We start from the raw sequence: 17377 nt of genomic DNA on the forward strand, positions 1-17377 counted from the left end.
CATGAAATCGCCGGCCCGTTGGTGTGGCGGACCGGCGGTTGATTGCGGGGTCGCTACTTGCCGCGGCGGCGCAGGCCGTCGAAGTAGACGATGATGATGATCAGCGCGCCGGTGATGATGCGCTGCCAGAACGAATTGACGTTGAGCAGGTTGGCGCCGTTGTTGATGGTGGCCAGGATGAAGGCGCCGAGCAGCGGCCCATGCACCGAGCCGACGGCGCCGAACAGCGAGGTGCCGCCGATGACCGACGACGCGATCGCCTGTAGTTCCCAGCCCTCGGCCTGCGTCGGGTTGCCGATGCCGATGCGGGCGGCCAGCAGCACGCCGACAAAGGCGGCGCACAGGCCCGACAGCGTGTAGGCCATGTAGATGGTGCGCTGGACATTGACGCCGGACAGGCGCGAGGCCTCGGCGTTGGAGCCGACCGAAAACAGGTATCTGCCCCAGCGGCTGTGGTGCAGGAAGATATAGGCCGGAATGCCGACCAGGATCACCATCCAGAACAGGTTGGGGATGCCGATGAAGGAATTGCGCGAGAAGGCGGTGAAGGTGTCGCTGTTGATGTTGATCGAATTGCCGTTGGTCATCAAAAGGCCGATGCCGCGCAGCGAGGTCAACGTCGCCAGCGTGATGATGAAGGGCGGCAGGCCCATCTTGACGATACCGAAGCCGTGGAACATGCCGATGGCGACACCGACCAGCAGCGTCACCAGAATGGCGAGCCAGATGGGGAAGCCGGCATTGATCATCATGGCCACGACCACGGTGGCGAAGCCGACCACGGCGCCGACCGACAGATCGATGCCGCCGGTGATGATGACGAAGGTCTGGCCGACCGCCATGATGGCGATCATCGAGCCCTGGCGCAGGAGATTGGCTATGTTGTTGGCCGAGGCGAAGCTCGTCGTCGTCACGGAGAGGAGGATCCAGAGCAGAACCAGCAGCGCCAATAGCGTCAGCCCGAACAGGACATTATAGTTGCGCTTCGGTTTTTCGACGGCGATCGCCTCGGTGCTCATATCTGTCCTCCCAGCTTTTCTTGTTTCTCGGCGAGCGCCTGAGTGAGAATATCCTCGTGGCTGGCGGCGTGAAAACCGTGCGTCGCCACCAGTTTGCCGCGCCGGAACACATGCAGCGTATCGGCGAGTTCATAGACTTCCGGCAGATAGGACGAGATCAGGATGATGCCGGCGCCCTTTGACAAAAGCGCGCCGAACAGGCGGTAGATCTCGGCCTTGGTGCCGACATCGACGCCGACGGTCGGTTCGTCGAAGATGAACAGCTTGGCGCCGTGCGCCAGCCATTTGCCGATGACGATCTTCTGCTGGTTGCCGCCCGACAGGCTGGATGCCAGCGCGCCACGTGTCGGTGTCTTGATGCGCAGATCGGCGATCTGGCGATCGGCCTGCGTCTTCTCCTGCGTGCTCGAAATCAGCAGATTGTTCGAGATGCGCTTGTAGATCGGCAGGTTGAGGTTGAAGCCGACCGGCAGGTTGAGGCAGAGGCCCTGGTCGCGGCGGCTCTCCGGCGCCAGCGCCATGCCGAGCTTGATCGCGTCATGTTCGGAATTGACCTGTACCTCCTTGCCTTCCCAGAGGATCTGGCCGGCGGATTTGCGGTGGCGGCCGTAGAGCGTGGTGACGAACTCGCTGCGTCCGGCGCCGATCAGCCCATAGAGTCCGACGATCTCGCCGGCGCGGACCGTCATCGAGACATTTTCGAAGCCCTTGCCGGACAGGTTTCTCGCCTCGATGATGGCGGCGCCCGGCGTGAAATGCTCCTTGTGATAGACCTGCTCGATCGAGCGGTTGATCATCATCTTGACCAGTTCGGCATCGTTGGTCTCTGCGATGTTGCGGGTGCCGACCAGCGTGCCGTCGCGCAGCACGGATACCCGGTCGGCGAGTTCGAACACTTCCTCCATACGGTGGCTGATGTAGATGATCGTCACGCCTTCGCCCTTCAGACGGCGGATCAGCGTGAAGAGCTGGTCGGCCTCCTTGCGGGTGAGGTAGGCGGTCGGCTCGTCGAAGATCAGGAATTTGGTGCCGCGCACGGTGGCGCGGGCGGCGGCTATCAGCTGCTGCTGGCCGATGGTCAGGTCGCCGAGCGTGACATGCGCCGGCAGGTCGAAGCCGAGGTCGTCGATGATCGTCTGCGCCTGCCTGACCATGGCGCGCTGCTGCAGGATGCCGAAGCGCGAATTCTCCTCGCCGAGGAACATGTTGGCGGCGACCGTCAGGTGACGGCACAGCACGACTTCCTGGTGCACGGCATTGATGCCGAGCGCCATCGCCTCGTGCGGCGTCGCCAGGGCGGCCGGCTGGCCCTCCCAGACAATCTCTCCGGAGGTGCGCGGCATGACGCCGGTCAGAAGCTTGATGAGCGTGGATTTGCCGGCGCCGTTTTCACCGACGATGGCGTGGATCTCACCGGACTTGAAGGCGAGGTCGACCGGTTTCAGCGCGTGGGTGCCGGGATAGCGCTTCTCCAGCCCACGCAATTCGAGGATAGTCCGCCCCTGTTCCAGAACGGGTGCGGGATGCAGTTCCTGCGCCGTCGAAATCATGACAATCCTCCCAGATTGGCCTCCCGGATTGGCTTCCCAGGCTGGCCTCACGATTGGCACGCGGCGAGGCAGGGATATGCCTCGAAAACAGCCTGGCTCAGGCGTGCGGATTGCCAAGCCGTTTGTGCGGCAGTTTGTGTCTCCGGGGCGAGGTGCCCCGGAGACGATTGCGGATGCGACGGCTCAGAGCTTCGGATTGAGCAGCGCGTCGATCTTGGGGTCTTTCATGTTGTCCTTGGTCACCAGGTTGGCGCCGGTGTCGACATTGGCTTCGACCTTCTCGCCCTTGGAGGCGGCGAGCGCGGTCTTGATGCCGTCATAGCCCATCCGGTACGGATCCTGGACGACGAGGGCGGAAATGACGCCGTCGTTGAGGAACTTGATCAGCTTCTCGTCGCTGTCGAAACCGACCAGCGCCAGCTTGCCGCCAAGGTTGTTTTCCGCGACGGCCTGGCCGACGCCCTGCGCCATGATCAGGTTGGAAGCGAAGATGCCTTTGAGGTTCGGGTTGGCGGTGATCAGGTCGGTGGCGATGTTGAGGCCGGTGGTGGCCTGGCCGTCGGCGTATTTGTCGGCAACCAGCTTGAGGCCCGGATATTTGGCGGCCAGCTGTTCGGTGAAGCCCTGCTTGCGCTGTTCGAGCGAGCCGGCGCCAGGTGCGTTGGTGATCAGGGCAACGTCGCCCTCGATCTTGCCGCCGTTGGCGGCGCCGATGGCGGCTGCGAGGCCGTCGGCAGCGACGCGGCCGCCCTGGACGTTGTCGGTGGTCAGGAACGAGGTGAAGGCCTTGGAGTCGGCGCCGGAGTCGATGCCGATGACCTTCACCTTGGCAGCGGCTTCATCGATCGGCTTGCCGAGCGCCTTGAACTCGGTCGGCGCAATGACGATGGCCGCCGGGTTGCTGGCAACGGCGTTCTCGAGGATCGAGACCTGGCCGTTGACGTCGGTTTCAGCCTGGGCGCCGAGTTCCGGCACGTTGACGCCGAGATCCTTGCCGGCCTTGCGGGCGCCGGCCAGAACGATCTGCCAGTAGAAGGACGTGGTGTCCTTGACGATGATCGGAATGGTGACGTCCGCCGCCGAAACCGGCGCCGAATGCATGACGCCGGCGAGCATTGAAGCTGCTGCCAGCGCCATGACGGCGCGGCGGTTGAGAATGCTGGTCACGAATTTCATGAGGTTTCCTCCCTAAGTCGCCCGGTGAACGATACGGAAGCTCCGTTCGGATAGGCGCGGTCCCAAACAGAACTTTATCAATAAAAAACAGTTGCCCTGTTTTGATAGTGCATCGAACAGATCGATGCAAGCGGTGTTTGATCAGTCGTTGCGAGGCCTGGCAGAGGCAGATCCCCCGCCCTGTTCTCCCATTGGCGCCGTCACGCTTCCGTTCCGTTCTGGGAACGTATGGAATATTAATTCCACCAATTCGTCAATATGGAATATCCATTCCTCCATGTGCCGCAGGAACATGAAGTTTCACACCAGCTCCTGCACCAGCGTGTAGGGACGATATTTGGCGTATTCCGTTTCCGGTACGTCGATGTCGAGCAGCTCGAGGTTGCGCGTCAGATTTGCCAGTTTGGCGGTGCCGGTCAGTACGGTGGCGACGGCAGCTTCATGCAAGGGGAATTGGAACGCTGCGGCGGCGAGCGGATAGCCACCCTCGGCGGCGATCCTCTCCATTGCGCCGACGCGGTCGAGCACGTCATGGCTGGCGGGGCGGTAGTCGAAATGTGCGCCTTGCACCGGGCCGGTTGCCAGGATGCCGGAGTTGAACACGCCGCCAATGACCAAGGAGGTCTGCTGTGCCCGGCATAGCGGCAGCAACTCCGCTTCGGCACTGCGGTCGAGCAAGGAATAGCGGCTGGCGAGCAGGATGCAGTCGAGCGGCGCCCGGCGCATCACGTCCAGGCAGATCTGCACCTCGTTGACGCCAAGCCCATAGGCAGAAATGACGCCAGTCCGTTTCAGCTCTTCGAGTGCCTTGAGGCCGCCATCCATCAGGTCGCGAAAATGCAGCTTGGTCTTCTCGATACCATGGGTGTAGGCGCCGATGTCGTGGACAAACAGGATGTCTATCCTGTTTAGGCCAAGCCGCGCATAGCTGAACTCGACCGACCGCATAATGCCGTCATAGGAATAGTCGTAGTCGAGCGCGAAGGGCAGCGGATCGACATAGGAGTGATCGGGAACCTGATCGTCCGGCACCGGGCGAAACAGCCGGCCGACCTTGGTCGACAGCACATAGGAATCGCGCGGCTTGTAACGCAGGAAGTCGCCGAAGCGGCGCTCCGACAGTCCGAAGCCGTAGAAGGGTGCGGTGTCGAAATAGCGCAGGCCGGCATCCCAGGCGCCCTGCAGCGTCTCCATCGCCGCTTCGCGCGAACAGGCGCGGTAAAGGCCGCCAAGTGCGGCGCCGCCGAAACTGACTTCGGTGACCTCCAGAGCTGTCCGACCGATACGGCGTTTTTCCATGCAAAACCTCCCCGTTGCCCGCCGCTGACCGGCGCGCAGTCTACTTTATATCAGTAAAATCTAAAGCGTTGCGCCAAGATGCCAGGGCACGAACTCGTTGTCGCCGTAGCCAAAATCCTCGCTCTTGGTCTTGCGGCCGGAAGCCGTCTCGACGATCAGTTCGAAGATCTCGCGGCCCATGCCGGCGATGGTTTTTTCGCCGGAGGCGATGACGCCGCAATTGACGTCCATGTCCTCTTCCATCTGGTGGTACATGGTCGAGTTGGTGGCGACTTTGATCGACGGCGTCGGACGGCAGCCGAAGCAGGAGCCGCGGCCGGTGGTGAAGACGATGACGTTGGCGCCGCCCGCCACCTGGCCGGTCGCCGAAACCGGGTCGTAGCCAGGCGTATCCATGAACACGAGGCCACTGCCGGTGACTTTTTCGGCGTAGCCGAAGACGCCGTTGAGCGGCGTCTGGCCGCCCTTGGCGACCGCACCGAGGGACTTCTCCAGGATGGTGGTGAGGCCGCCGCGCTTGTTGCCGGGCGAGGGATTGTTGTCGATCGAGGCGCCATGCTTGGCGACGTGGTCCTCCCACCACTTCACGAAGCCGTCGAGCTTCTGCGCAATCTCCGGCGTTGCCGCGCGGTAGGCAAGCAGATGCTCGGCACCGTAGATTTCCGTGGTCTCGGAGAGGATGCCGATACCGCCAACACCGGCCAGGATGTCGACAGCCGCGCCCAGCGCCGGATTGGCCGTGATGCCCGACATGCCGTCGGAGCCGCCGCATTGCAGGCCGACGACGATCTCGCTGACCGGGATCGGCTCACGCTTCAACTGGCCGACTTCCTCGGCGATCTCGGCCAGCACGCCCATCGCTTTTTCCACCGATTTGCGCGACCCGCCGGCGTCCTGGATGTTGAAATGGCGCTTGCCGGCAGCGACGCCCTTCTGGCCGTAGAGGGTGAGCTGGTTGACCTCGCAGCCGAGGCCGACCATCAGCACGCCGCCGAAATTCGGGTGGCGGGCATAGCCGGCAAGCGTGCGGTGCAGCACCATCATGCCGTCGCCGGTGCCGCTCATGCCGCAGCCCTGGCCGTGCACGATCGGCACGAAGCCGTCGATGCCGGGGTATTTCGGCAACAGCGTGCGGTTGGCGGTATCGGCGATGGAATGGCAGACGGTGGCCGAGCAATTGACGCTGGCGACGATGCCGATGAAGTTGCGCGTGCCGGCGCGGCCATCGGCGCGGCGATAGCCCATGAAGGTGCGGGCGCGGTCGGCCTCCGTCGCGTGCTCGGCCTCGCTCGGCGGCACGACCGGCAAGCGGCCGGATTCGAAAACCAGATTGTGCGAATGCACGTGCTCGCCGGCTGCGATGTCCTGTGTCGCGCGACCGATCGCCTGGGCGTATTTCACCACGGCCTCTCCGGCGGCGATCGGCTTGATCGCCACCTTGTGGCCGGGCTCGATCAGCGCACTGGCGACGGCACCGCCCGGCAGCGCGGTGCCGATCTCGATGCGGCCGTTCGCGACTGCGACATTGTCGGCGGGGGACAGAAGAATGCAGTTGGAGGCGTTCACGGGCGGTTTCCTGGGTGATCCTGGGTTGCGCGGGGCGGATTGACACGCGCCTGTTTAGAGATATTGTCTTTTATCGTGAAAAAACAGTTTTGCGTCAATTGTTTTTTCGTGGGGAGTTCCGCATGTCTCCGGGTTGTTCCGGGAAGCAATTTCGCTTCTCAGAGCCATGCGAACGTCATATTGCGCTTCAAACCGTCCGCTGCAAGCGACGGCGTGCAACGGGTCAGGGATGTCGAAGAGCAACAACGTCTACAAGGATGCCTACAACCGCTGCCTGCGGCTGCTCGACGAAACGCGCAGCCTGCCTTCGGAGCCGGAACTGGGCACCTTGCTTGGCGTCAGCCGGACCACGGTGCGCACCATTCTCGCGCGCATGGAAGAGACCGGGCTGATCGCCTGGAACAAGCGCGCCAAGACGGTGCTGCGCGAACCGCTTCCCGATGATTTCTTCCCCGAGGAAGAGACAGACACGCTGGCCGAGATCATCGAACGGTCGTTCATGCGTCGGCTGCTCGCCGGCGGCGCCGAAGCCGGCATGCAGATCAACGAACTCGAACTGGCGCGCGAGATCGGCGTTGGCACCACCAGCGTGCGCGAGTTCCTGATCCGCTTCTCCCGCTTCGGCCTGATCGAGAAACGTCGCAACAGTCATTGGGTGCTGAAGGGCTTTACGCGCGCCTTCGCGCTGGAGCTGACCGAAATCCGCGAGATGTTCGAACTGCGCTCGGCGGCCGCCTTTGCCGCTTTACCGCAGGACAGCGCAGTCTGGACCGATCTCGACCGCCTGGAAGACGAGCATCGCCAGCTGGCAAACGACATAGCCGCCCGCTTCACCGAGTTCTCCGAACTCGACGAGCGCTTCCACCGGCTGATCCACCGGGCATCGCGCAATCGCTTCATCGTCGATTTCTACGATGTCATCGCCATGATCTTCCACTACCATTACCAGTGGAACAAGGCGCAGGAACGCGAGCGCAACGAAGTCGCGATCGGTGAGCATCTGGTCTACATAGAAGCGCTGAAATCACGCGATCTCGGCAAGGTCGACGCCGCTTGCCGCAAGCATTTGAAGTCGGCGCGCCAGACATTGCTGACCTCGATCCCGGAGAGCCGGTCGCTGCAAAAACACTGAGCCGCATCGCGGCTCGGAGCCTTGTTTCATGCATGTTGTCCCAAAACCGCTATACACTTCTGGGCGACATGCCTTGGGCCTGCCGCGTTGCCGCCGCGGCGATTTGGCGATTTTCCACCCGCCGGCCCCGTGCTAGATATGGTTGGTTGCTGCGAAGAGGCAGGGCTTTGGGCGTATCGAGGAGACGATGGAGCATGCCGGTCGCGCTTGTCGCGGCCTATCTGCTGTTGCTCCAGTCGACGCTTGGTGCATTCGCCTTCGGCGCCGGTCCCAATGCATCGCAACTCGACGCTTTCGGCAACGTCATCTGTACCCATGACGGCGCAACCCAGCTTCCGGGCGGCAACCAGCCGCCGTCCCATCTGCCGGCATGCTGCGTGCTCGGCTGCAGCATGGTTTCGGCGGCCTTTGCGCCGCCGCCCAATGCCGGTCTGGCGCCGGGCAGCCTTTCCTTTGAAACGGTCGCCTTTGTCTTCCCGGCGGCCATCCATCTCGACTTTGCGCGTGAGCGCTCGCCGTCGAACCCGCGCGCGCCGCCGCTGACGGCCTGAGCCTGTTTGCCCGGCGGAACCTTTCGTGGGCGTACCCATCCAAAGATCTAACTGCTCGCGACCGGCAACGGCGCGACCTTCACTTCATGGAGCAACCATGTCCTATTTTTTCCCTGACGCCGCGCGTCCTATGGCCGGCCGCATTCTACGCGGCATCGAAGAGCGTGTCGGCATTGCCGTGCTGGCTCTTGCGCTGCTGTTCACAGGCGCCCAGTCCGTCCTCGCGCATGAGTTCAAGGTTGGCGATCTTGAGATCGGCCACCCCTGGTCGCGCGCCACGCCGGCCGGCGCCAAAGTGGCCGGCGGTTATTTCACCATCACCAACAAGGGCAGTGCGCCGGATCGGCTGGTGTCGATTTCCTCCGATGTCTCCGAAAAGGCCGAGCTGCATGAGATGGGCGTCAAGGACGGCGTCATGACCATGCGGCCGGTTGCCGGCGGCCTGGAAATTCCGGCCGGCGGCAAGGTAGCCCTTGCACCTGGCGGCTATCATTTGATGTTCATGGGCCTGAAGCGGCAACCCAAACAGGGCGAAAAGTTCTCCGCCACCCTGACCTTCGAAAAGGCCGGCGCCGTCAGCGTCGATTTCGCCGTCGAAGGCATGGGCGGCGGCGCCGTGGACGATCACGCCAATTGACCGCGCCAGCTCGACAAATCTTGAAAATCCGAGGGACCATCATGAACAAATATCTTTTGTCGGCCGGCGCACTTCTCGCGCTCGGAACCAGCGCCGCCTTCGCGCATATCACGTTCGAAACCCAGGAGGCGGCGGTCGGCTCGACCTACAAGGCCGTTTTGCGCGTGCCGCATGGCTGCGACGGCAAGGCGACGACCGCCGTGCGCGTGCAGATTCCGGAAGGGGTGATCGCGATCAAGCCGATGCCGAAGCCCGGCTGGACGCTGCAGACCAAGAAGGGCAAGTACGAGAAATCCTACCAGCTCTACGGTCAGGCGGTGACCGATGGGGTCAAGGAGGTCGACTGGAGCGGCGGCAACCTGCCCGATGAATTCTATGACGAGTTCGTTTTCCGCGCGACGCTGACGGCGGATCTCCCCGTCGGCCAAAAACTCTATTTCCCGGTCGTGCAGGAATGCGACGGTGCAGCCGATCGCTGGATCGAGATTCCAGCGGCAGGGCAGGATGAAGACGCACTGGAAAGCCCGGCACCCGGCATCAAGCTGCTGCCGAAGAAATGATCTCCCAGGCGGCGCGCTCTTTCGAGTGCGCCGCTCTTTTTTCGTGGCGGTGACATGAGCACGACCTCCCTCCTGCAAACGGCTTGCATGACCGGCAAACGCACCGGCCGGCTTGCCGTCGGCCTGTTGGCTGTGATCGTGTTTCTTGCCAGCCTTGCCGTGTCAGATCAGGCCTTTGCCCATGCCGCGCTGATCAAGACCGACCCGGCCGACGGCGCGGTGCTGGCACAGGGACCGGCGCAGTTCTCGCTGACCTTCAGCGAGCCGGTCTCGCCTCTGGTGCTGACGCTGGTGAAGCCCGACGGCAAGCCGGTTCCACTGACCGCCTTTCGTCTCAGCGACCAGACCGTCGAGATCGACAATCCGCAGCCGCTCAAGTCGGGCACGCATGTCTTGAGCTGGCGCGTCATCTCCGCAGACGGTCATCCCGTCGGCGGATCGCTGCTGTTTTCCATCGGAGCGCCCAGCGAACCGCCGGCCGTATCCGAAGCCGTCGACTGGCCGTTGCGGTCGGCTATCTGGGCGGGCAAAATCTTTCTCTACGTCGGCCTCTTCCTCGGCGTTGGCGGCGCCTTCGCGCTTGCCTGGTTGGCCGGAAGTGCCCGTGCCGGGCAACGCTTCGTTGTAGCTGCAATCCTGAGCGGGCTGGTCGCGTCGTCCCTGTCGCTCGGATTGCAGGGGCTTGATGCACTCGGGGCGCCGCTCTCCCATCTGGCACAATCGGTCATCTGGCGGACCGGGCTCGGCACCAGCTTCGGCTGGACGGTGCTGGTCGCGCTGATCGCGCTGGGGCTTGGCCTGCTGTCGCTGGCCGGTCCCCGTGCCACCGCCAAGCCATTGGCGCTGGCCGGCCTGGCCGGGGTGGGGATTGCCCTTGCCGCCAGCGGCCATGCCAGTGCCGCCGAACCGCAATGGCTGACGCGGCCGATGGTGTTCCTGCATGGCGTCTGCATCGCGTCGTGGGTCGGCGCATTGGTCCCACTCGGGCTGGCGCTCAAGGGGCAATCGGCGGAGGCCACGCCATTCCTGCGGCGATTTTCTTGGGCGATCCTGCCCGTGGTGGCCGTGCTTGCCGCTGCCGGCACCGTGCTTGCCGTCATCCAGGTGCAAACGCCCGCGGCATTGGTCGACACCGCCTATGGAAGGCTGCTGCTGATCAAGCTCGGGCTGCTGGTCTTTCTGTTCACGCTCGCTGCCGTCAACCGCTGGAAACTCACGGCATCGGCCGAGGCGGGATCGACGGAAGTTCAACGCAGGCTGGTCCGCTCGATCCACGTCGAGATGTTGATCGTGTTGGCGATTTTCGGCGTTGCCGCGGGCTGGCGCTTCACACCGCCGCCACGAGCCCTGGCGATCGCGGCAGCGCAACCGGTGTCGGTCCATATCCACGCGCTGCAAGCGATGGCCGATCTCAACTTCACTCCCGGCCATGCCGGCCCGGTCGTTGCCTCGATGGTCATCATGAGCGGCGATTTCGGCCCGCTCGACGCCAAGGAGGTAACGCTTGTGCTGTCAAAGCCCGATTCCGGCATCGAACCCTTGAAGCGCACGGCGACCAAGCCCGGCGACGGCAGCTGGCGCGTCGACAACCTCGTCATTCCGGTGCCCGGCCGGTGGACGGTGCGCATCGACATACTGGTCTCGGATTTTCAGATGGTGAAGATCGAGGCGCCCGTCGACATCAGGCCGTAGGCGGGACTGCCAGGTACCTCTACACGGGCACGACCGACAATCCGGGCAACACAATTCGGCGAGGCGGTTGACGCAGGCCTCAAGGCCCGTCAATCATCGCCCGCAAAATCGCGGTCTCAACAAACGATCCGAGAGCAGGGAAGAAACGATGGAAAAAGCCGAAATCGGCCTGATCGGCCTTGGCACGATGGGCTCCAACCTGGCGCTCAACATCGCCGAGCACGGGCACCGCATCGCTGTCTTCAACCGCACCAGGGCGCGCACCGATGCCTTTGTCGAGAATGCCGGCGCGCTCAGGGACATGGTCGTGCCCTGCTACAGCCTTGAAGAGCTCGCCGCCGCGATCCGGCCGCCGCGCCCGATCATCATCATGGTGCTGGCCGGCAAGCCGGTCGACGAACAGATCGCGGCACTGCGTGGCGTGCTGTCGGCCAACGACATCGTCATCGATGCCGGCAACGCCAATTTCCGCGACACGATGCGGCGCTTCTCCGAGCTTTCCGGTTCGGGTCTCACCTTCATCGGCATGGGCGTGTCCGGCGGCGAGGAGGGGGCACGCCACGGGCCGTCGATCATGGTCGGCGGCACGGAGGACTCATGGAAGCGCGTCGAGAAGGTGCTGACGGCGATCTCCGCCAAATTCAAGGACGAACCCTGCGCGGCATGGCTCGGCACCGACGGCGCCGGACATTTCGTCAAGACCATCCACAACGGCATCGAATATGCCGACATGCAGATGATCGCGGAGATCTACGGCATCCTGCGCGACGGCCTGGGCATGGGTCCGAAAGAGATCGGCACGGTGTTTGCCGACTGGAACAAGGGCCGGCTCAACTCCTACCTGATCGAGATCACCGCCAAGGTGCTGGCGGCTGACGATCCGAAGACCGGCAAGCCGGTGGTCGACATCATCCTCGACCGCGCCGGCCAGAAGGGCACCGGCAAATGGTCGGTCATCGAGGCGCAGCAGCTCGGCATCCCGGCCACCGCGATTGAGGCGGCGGTGGCGGCGCGCGTTCTGTCGTCGATCAAGGACGAGCGACTGGCGGCGGAAAAGGCCTATGGCAACATCGGCGTGACGAAGATTTCCGGTGACAAGGACGCCTTGCTGAAAGATCTGGAACTGGCGCTGTTCGCCGGCAAGATCGCCGCCTACGCCCAAGGTTTTGCGGTGATGAGCGGCGCGTCGAATGAATTCAATTGGAACCTGCCGATGCCGACCATCGCCAGGATCTGGCGCGCCGGCTGCATCATCCGCTCGCAGATGCTCGACACCATGGCGGAAGCCTTCAGCAAGGGCGGCGCCTCGACCAACCTTCTGATGGCGCCGGCCTTCATCTCGCTGATGCAGGGAGCGCATCCGTCGCTGCGCCGCATCGTGGCGAGGGCTTCGGAGGCCGGCTCGCCGGTTCCGGCGCTGTCTTCCGCACTTGCCTATTTCGACAGCTATCGCCAAGGCCGCGGCACCTCGAACCTGATCCAGGCGCAACGCGACTTCTTCGGCGCGCACGGCTTCGAGCGTATCGACGACAAAGGCGCGTTCCATGGGCCGTGGGGAAGCGGTGCGGCTGGCTGACAAGCCGGCCCAAGAGCCTAAACGGAAACCGGCGGGCTGAACGCCTGAACCTCGCTGGTGGCGACCAGGCGCTGCAACGATCCGGGTGCGGCGCCGCCGATCCAGCCGAGCACGGAGCGGGCGAGATCGGAGCCGGCCAGGCGGAAGTTCTCGTTGACGACGAGCAATTCCGGCCGGAACAGGTGCAACAGGTCCGACGACTGCTTGGACACGACATCGACGTCGCGGCCAAGCTTGAGGCCGGCATCTTCGATGCCGGCGACGATAGCCAGTGTCGCGGCGGCAGCGCTGCTGACGAAGCCGTCCGGCCTGTTTTCGCGGCGCATCACCTGCGCGGTCCTGGTCCTGATCTGCTCGATCGTGTGATCGATGGAAACGGTGTTGAACGGAATTTCGCTGGCGCCGACCTCGCTCAGCGCATCGGCAAAGCCGTTCAGCGTGTGGCCATAATAGGTCAGCCCGGGTGGCGGCGACAGAAGCGCCAGCTTGCGCCTGCCCATGCTCGCCAGGCGGCGCACGGCTTCCATCGCGAATACATGGTTGTCGAAGTCATGGTAGGGGTGGACGAGGCCCATATCGGTGCGGCCATGCGTGGCAAAGGGCATGCCGTGCTCGAGCATGTAGCGGGCGCGTGGATCGTTCGGTTGGGTGCGCGAGATGATGACGCCATCGGCCGAGCCGGTCTCGACGAGATAGCGGATCGGCTCCATCGGATCCTGCGAGCGGGAATAAGGCGTGACGATCAGGTGATAGGGCGTTTCGGCGAGCACTTCCGAAACACCGTAGATGATGTCCGAGACGAAGCTCATGATCTCGCGGTCGGTGTTGAGCACGAGGCTGATGACATTGGTCCTGCCGGTGCGCAGACGCACGCCGGCGCGGTTCGGCCGGTAGCCGATCTGCTTGGCGACGAGTTGGACGCGGCGCCTGGTCTCGGCGCCGATTTCCGGGGCATCCTTCAAGGCGCGTGACACGGTGGTGACGCCGAGCCCGGTCATGAAGGCAAGCGTCTTCAACGTCGGCCGCCCTTGTGCCGAGTTCTCCCCGTTCTTGTCCGTACGCTGTCTGTCCATTCGTCCCGCCCGTCAGGCGCATAGCAGCCGCGGGCCATGTCGGCAATCGCCGTCATAGCGATACGATATGCGTCCCAGCCCCGGCAAAGCGTCAATATACTGAAACGTTACAGGTTGCCAGTATCGAGATGTATGTCCTCGTCACGAGGTGGATGGCTCTTTTTGCGAAACGCATTGGGATTCCAGGAGAAATCGCCCTGCCGCCGCCTTTTGCCCGTATCAGGCGGCATTTCGGTGTTTGCGCCGCAGCAAACCATGCTGCAGTGCATGAGAAGCGCGATCATTCAGGCGAATTTGTTCGCGGCCCGAAAAAATATCAAGGGCGCTTCGTTGATGGGTTGCACAGCCCGCACAATTGCCGTATCGAAAATCTGTAACGTTTCAGATTCTGGGAGGAGCCGAAATGCGATACAGATTTTTGACCGCTGCCCTGGCGGCGACGGCTGCACTGCAATTTGCCGGTCAGGCGGCCGCGACGGACCTGGAAGTCACCCATTGGTGGACTTCAGGCGGCGAGGCCGCGGCGGTTGCGGAACTTGCCAAGGCATTCGATGCGACCGGCAACCACTGGGTGGACGGCGCCATTGCCGGCTCCGGCGGCACGGCGCGGCCGATCATGATCAGCCGCATCACCGGTGGCGATCCGATGGGCGCCACGCAATTCAACCACGGCCGGCAGGCGGAAGAGCTGGTGCAGGCCGGCCTGATGCGCGACCTCACCGACGTCGCCACCAAGGGCAAGTGGACTGATGTCGTGCGGCCGAAGAGCCTGCTCGACGGCTGCACCATCGACGGCAAGATCTATTGCGTGCCCGTCAACATCCATTCCTGGCAGTGGCTGTGGCTGTCCAACGAAGCCTTCGCGAAGGCCGGCGTGCCGTTGCCGAAGGACTGGAATGAATTCGTGGCGGCAGCGCCGGCACTGGAGAAGGCCGGCATCATCCCGCTCGCCGTCGGCGGGCAAGCCTGGCAATCCTCCGGTGCCTTCGACGTGCTGCTTGCGGCTGTGGGCGGCACGGACACGTTCCTCAAGGTCTACAAGGACAAGGATGCCAAGTTCGCCGCCGGGCCCGAAGTCGCCAAGGTCTTCAAGGCCGCGGACGATGCCCGCAAGATGGCGAAGAACACCAATGTGCAGGACTGGAACCAGGCGACCAACCTGGTCATCACCGGCAAGGCCGGTGGCCAGATCATGGGCGACTGGGCACAGGGCGAGTTCCAGGTTGCCGGCAAGACCGCCGGCAAGGATTATACCTGCCTGCCGGGCCTTGGGCTGAACGAGGTCATAGCCACGGGCGGCGACGCCTTCTACTTCCCGCTGCTCAAGGATGCCGACAAGAGCAAGGCGCAGGAGGTGCTGGCCGAGACGCTGCTCGATCCCAAGACGCAGGTTGCCTTCAATCTGAAGAAGGGTTCCCTGCCGGTGCGCGGCGACGTCGATCTCAACGCGGCGAACGACTGCATGAAGAAAGGCCTCGCCATCCTCGCCAAGGGCGCCGTCATTCCATGGACGGACCAACTGCTTTCACAGGACACCCAGAAGCAGAAGGAAGACCTTTTCGCCGAATTCTTCGCCAAGCCGGAATTGACCGTCGAAGACGCACAGAAGCGCTTCGCCGACCTCATCGCTTCGGCGGACTGACGCTGGCGGCAACCCACCTCGCTCCCGGCCTTGCGAATGCAGGGCCGGGAATGCACCGCCCTTACCCAGCCGGCTGACGAGATGAGCAAGAGCGAACGCCCCAACCTTCTGTTCCGCAACCTCAATGCGAAGGTCGCCTCGATCCCGATGATCCTCACCGCCATGGTGGTTTTCGTCGGCGGCACCGTTTGGACGGTGCTCTATTCCTTCACCAATTCGAAGCTCTTGCCGCGGCTGAATTTCGTCGGGCTCGACCAATACTACCGGTTGTGGGCGACGCCGCGCTGGCTGATCTCGATCGAAAACCTGCTGATCTACGGCGCGATCTCGCTGGTGTTCTCGCTGGTCATCGGCTTCCTGCTTGCAGCACTGCTCGATCAGAAGATCCGCTTCGAGGACACGTTGCGCACCATCTTCCTCTATCCTTTCGCGCTCTCCTTCATCGTCACCGGCCTGGTCTGGCAGTGGCTGCTCAATCCGGATTTCGGCATCCAGCATGTGGTCCGTGACTTAGGCTGGACGAGCTTCAGCTTCGACCCGCTCTACAATTCCAGCATCGTCATCTACGGCATATCGATCGCGGCGCTGTGGCAAGGCACAGGGCTCATCATGTGCCTGATGCTGGCCGGCCTGCGCGGCATTGACGAGGACATCTGGAAGGCGGCGCGGGTGGATGGGATCCCGATGTGGAAGACCTATCTGTTCATCGTCATCCCGATGATGCGGCCGGTCTTCATCACCACGCTCGTCATCATCGCTGCCGGCATCGTCAAGGTCTATGACCTCGTCGTGGCCCAGACCAGCGGCGGCCCGGGCATCGCCTCCGAAGTGCCGGCCAAATACGTCTACGACTATATGTTCTTCGCCCAGAACCTCGGCCAGGGCTTTGCTGCCTCGACCATGATGCTGCTCTCGGTGGTGATCGTCATCGTGCCCTGGGCCTATCTCGAGTTCGGGCGGCGCAAATGAGCATGGCAGACATCACCGCTCAAGCGAGCACCGCCGCCGGCGCGCGCCAGGGCATCACCGATCCCTACGGCCCGAAGCCGCGCCGCGTGATTTCGCGCCGCAACGTCTTCCTATACGGCACATTGTTCGTCATGGCGGTCTACTACCTCTTGCCGCTCTACGTCATGGTCGTCACCTCGCTCAAGGGCATGCCGGAGATCCGGCTCGGCAACATCTTCTCACCGCCGCTCGAGATCACTTTCGAACCGTGGGTCAAGGCGTGGTCGACTGCCTGCACCGGCCTTAACTGCGACGGACTTTCGCGCGGCTTCTGGAATTCGGTGCGCATCACCGTGCCGTCAGTGCTGCTGTCGATCGCCATCGCCTCGGTGAACGGTTATGCACTGGCCAATTGGCGCTTCAAGGGCGCCGATACGTTCTTCATCATCCTGATCGTCGGCGCCTTCATTCCCTACCAGGTGATGATCTATCCGATCGTCATCATCCTGCGCGAGATCGGCCTCTATGGCAGCCTCAGCGGGCTGGTGATCGTCCATTCCATTTTCGGCATGCCGATCCTGACGCTGCTGTTCCGCAATTATTTCTCCTCGATGCCGGAGGAGCTGTTCCGGGCGGCACGTGTCGACGGTGCCGGCTTCTGGGGCATCTTCCTGCGCATCATGCTGCCGATGTCGCTGCCGATCTTCGTCGTTGCCATCATCCTGCAGGTGACCGGCATCTGGAACGACTTCCTGTTCGGCGTCGTCTACACCCGCCCCGACACCTATCCGATGACGGTGCAGCTCAACAACATCGTCAATTCGGTGCAAGGCGTGAAGGAGTACAACGTCAATATGGCCGCAACCATCCTGACCGGGCTTGTGCCGCTCATCGTCTACTTCATCTCCGGCAAGCTTTTCGTACGCGGCATCGCCGCCGGCGCGGTGAAGGGGTGA

16 protein-coding genes are annotated in these 17377 nt (G+C 63.2%); 10 read left to right on the forward strand and 6 right to left on the reverse strand.

All coding sequences use genetic code 11. The features are described 5' to 3' along the window. Positions 1–53 precede the first annotated feature (53 nt). The 5 genes from MESCI_RS08450 to MESCI_RS08470 form a co-directional block, all read right to left on the reverse strand. Positions 54–1019: an ABC transporter permease gene (locus MESCI_RS08450; protein ID WP_013529527.1), complete on the reverse strand. Its 966-nt coding sequence runs from the start codon at positions 1017–1019 to the stop codon at positions 54–56. Further along, positions 1016–2569 (reverse strand): sugar ABC transporter ATP-binding protein, encoded by a 1554-nt coding sequence (locus MESCI_RS08455; RefSeq protein WP_013529528.1) that lies wholly within the window; start codon positions 2567–2569, stop codon positions 1016–1018. The genes MESCI_RS08450 and MESCI_RS08455 overlap by 4 nt, the downstream gene beginning before the upstream one ends. A 183-nt stretch (positions 2570–2752) precedes the next feature. Continuing rightward, a complete protein-coding gene (locus tag MESCI_RS08460; protein WP_013529529.1) occupies positions 2753–3745 on the reverse strand; it encodes an ABC transporter substrate-binding protein in 993 nt (330 codons plus the stop codon). A gap of 300 nt (positions 3746–4045) precedes the next feature. Continuing rightward, on the reverse strand, positions 4046–5044 hold the full coding sequence (locus tag MESCI_RS08465) for an aldo/keto reductase (RefSeq protein ID WP_013529530.1): 999 nt from the start codon (positions 5042–5044) through the stop codon (positions 4046–4048). Between the two features lie 60 nt (positions 5045–5104). Then, positions 5105–6610, reverse strand: coding sequence for a UxaA family hydrolase (locus tag MESCI_RS08470; RefSeq protein WP_013529531.1), 1506 nt, complete (start codon positions 6608–6610; stop codon positions 5105–5107). Positions 6611–6839: 229 nt separating this feature from the next. Here MESCI_RS08470 and MESCI_RS08475 point away from each other — a divergent pair, with 229 nt between their 5' ends. From MESCI_RS08475 to gndA, 6 genes are all read left to right on the forward strand, one after another. Beyond that, positions 6840–7742 carry a GntR family transcriptional regulator gene (locus tag MESCI_RS08475; protein WP_013529532.1) on the forward strand — a complete coding sequence of 301 codons (903 nt, stop codon included), beginning with the start codon at positions 6840–6842 and terminating at the stop codon, positions 7740–7742. Positions 7743–7936: 194 nt separating this feature from the next. Further along, positions 7937–8293 carry a DUF2946 family protein gene (locus tag MESCI_RS08480; RefSeq protein WP_013529533.1) on the forward strand — a complete coding sequence of 119 codons (357 nt, stop codon included), beginning with the start codon at positions 7937–7939 and terminating at the stop codon, positions 8291–8293. A 97-nt stretch (positions 8294–8390) separates the two neighbouring features. Continuing rightward, on the forward strand, positions 8391–8930 hold the full coding sequence (locus MESCI_RS08485; RefSeq protein WP_013529534.1) for a copper chaperone PCu(A)C: 540 nt from the start codon (positions 8391–8393) through the stop codon (positions 8928–8930). 41 nt (positions 8931–8971) lie between these two features. Continuing rightward, the gene (locus tag MESCI_RS08490; protein WP_013529535.1) at positions 8972–9490 is read left to right on the forward strand and encodes a YcnI family copper-binding membrane protein; all 519 of its coding nucleotides are present in this window, start codon (positions 8972–8974) and stop codon (positions 9488–9490) included. Positions 9491–9544: 54 nt separating this feature from the next. Continuing rightward, positions 9545–11182 carry a copper resistance CopC/CopD family protein gene (locus MESCI_RS08495; RefSeq protein WP_013529536.1) on the forward strand — a complete coding sequence of 546 codons (1638 nt, stop codon included), beginning with the start codon at positions 9545–9547 and terminating at the stop codon, positions 11180–11182. A gap of 148 nt (positions 11183–11330) precedes the next feature. After that, positions 11331–12758, forward strand: a complete 1428-nt coding sequence (gene gndA / locus MESCI_RS08500) for an NADP-dependent phosphogluconate dehydrogenase (RefSeq protein ID WP_013529537.1) — start codon at positions 11331–11333, stop codon at positions 12756–12758. Between the two features lie 17 nt (positions 12759–12775). Here gndA and MESCI_RS08505 read toward each other — a convergent pair whose 3' ends face one another. Then, complete coding sequence (locus tag MESCI_RS08505; protein ID WP_013529538.1) at positions 12776–13831, reverse strand: LacI family DNA-binding transcriptional regulator; 1056 nt, start codon at positions 13829–13831, stop codon at positions 12776–12778. A 152-nt stretch (positions 13832–13983) separates the two neighbouring features. On the opposite strand from MESCI_RS08505, the gene MESCI_RS08510 reads away from it, so the two are divergent. The 4 genes from MESCI_RS08510 to MESCI_RS08525 all read left to right on the forward strand — a co-directional run bounded on the left by MESCI_RS08510 (position 13984) and on the right by MESCI_RS08525 (position 17377). Beyond that, the gene (locus tag MESCI_RS08510) at positions 13984–14208 is read left to right on the forward strand and encodes a hypothetical protein (protein ID WP_164919866.1); all 225 of its coding nucleotides are present in this window, start codon (positions 13984–13986) and stop codon (positions 14206–14208) included. A 26-nt stretch (positions 14209–14234) separates the two neighbouring features. Next, positions 14235–15473, forward strand: coding sequence for an ABC transporter substrate-binding protein (locus tag MESCI_RS08515; protein WP_013529539.1), 1239 nt, complete (start codon positions 14235–14237; stop codon positions 15471–15473). A gap of 81 nt (positions 15474–15554) precedes the next feature. After that, the gene (locus MESCI_RS08520; RefSeq protein WP_024504415.1) at positions 15555–16442 is read left to right on the forward strand and encodes a carbohydrate ABC transporter permease; all 888 of its coding nucleotides are present in this window, start codon (positions 15555–15557) and stop codon (positions 16440–16442) included. Between the two features lie 2 nt (positions 16443–16444). Further along, positions 16445–17377, forward strand: coding sequence for a carbohydrate ABC transporter permease (locus MESCI_RS08525; RefSeq protein ID WP_024504414.1), 933 nt, complete (start codon positions 16445–16447; stop codon positions 17375–17377).

Origin of the sequence: Mesorhizobium ciceri biovar biserrulae WSM1271 (genome assembly GCF_000185905.1) — a bacterium.
Taxonomy (GTDB): domain Bacteria; phylum Pseudomonadota; class Alphaproteobacteria; order Rhizobiales; family Rhizobiaceae; genus Mesorhizobium; species Mesorhizobium ciceri.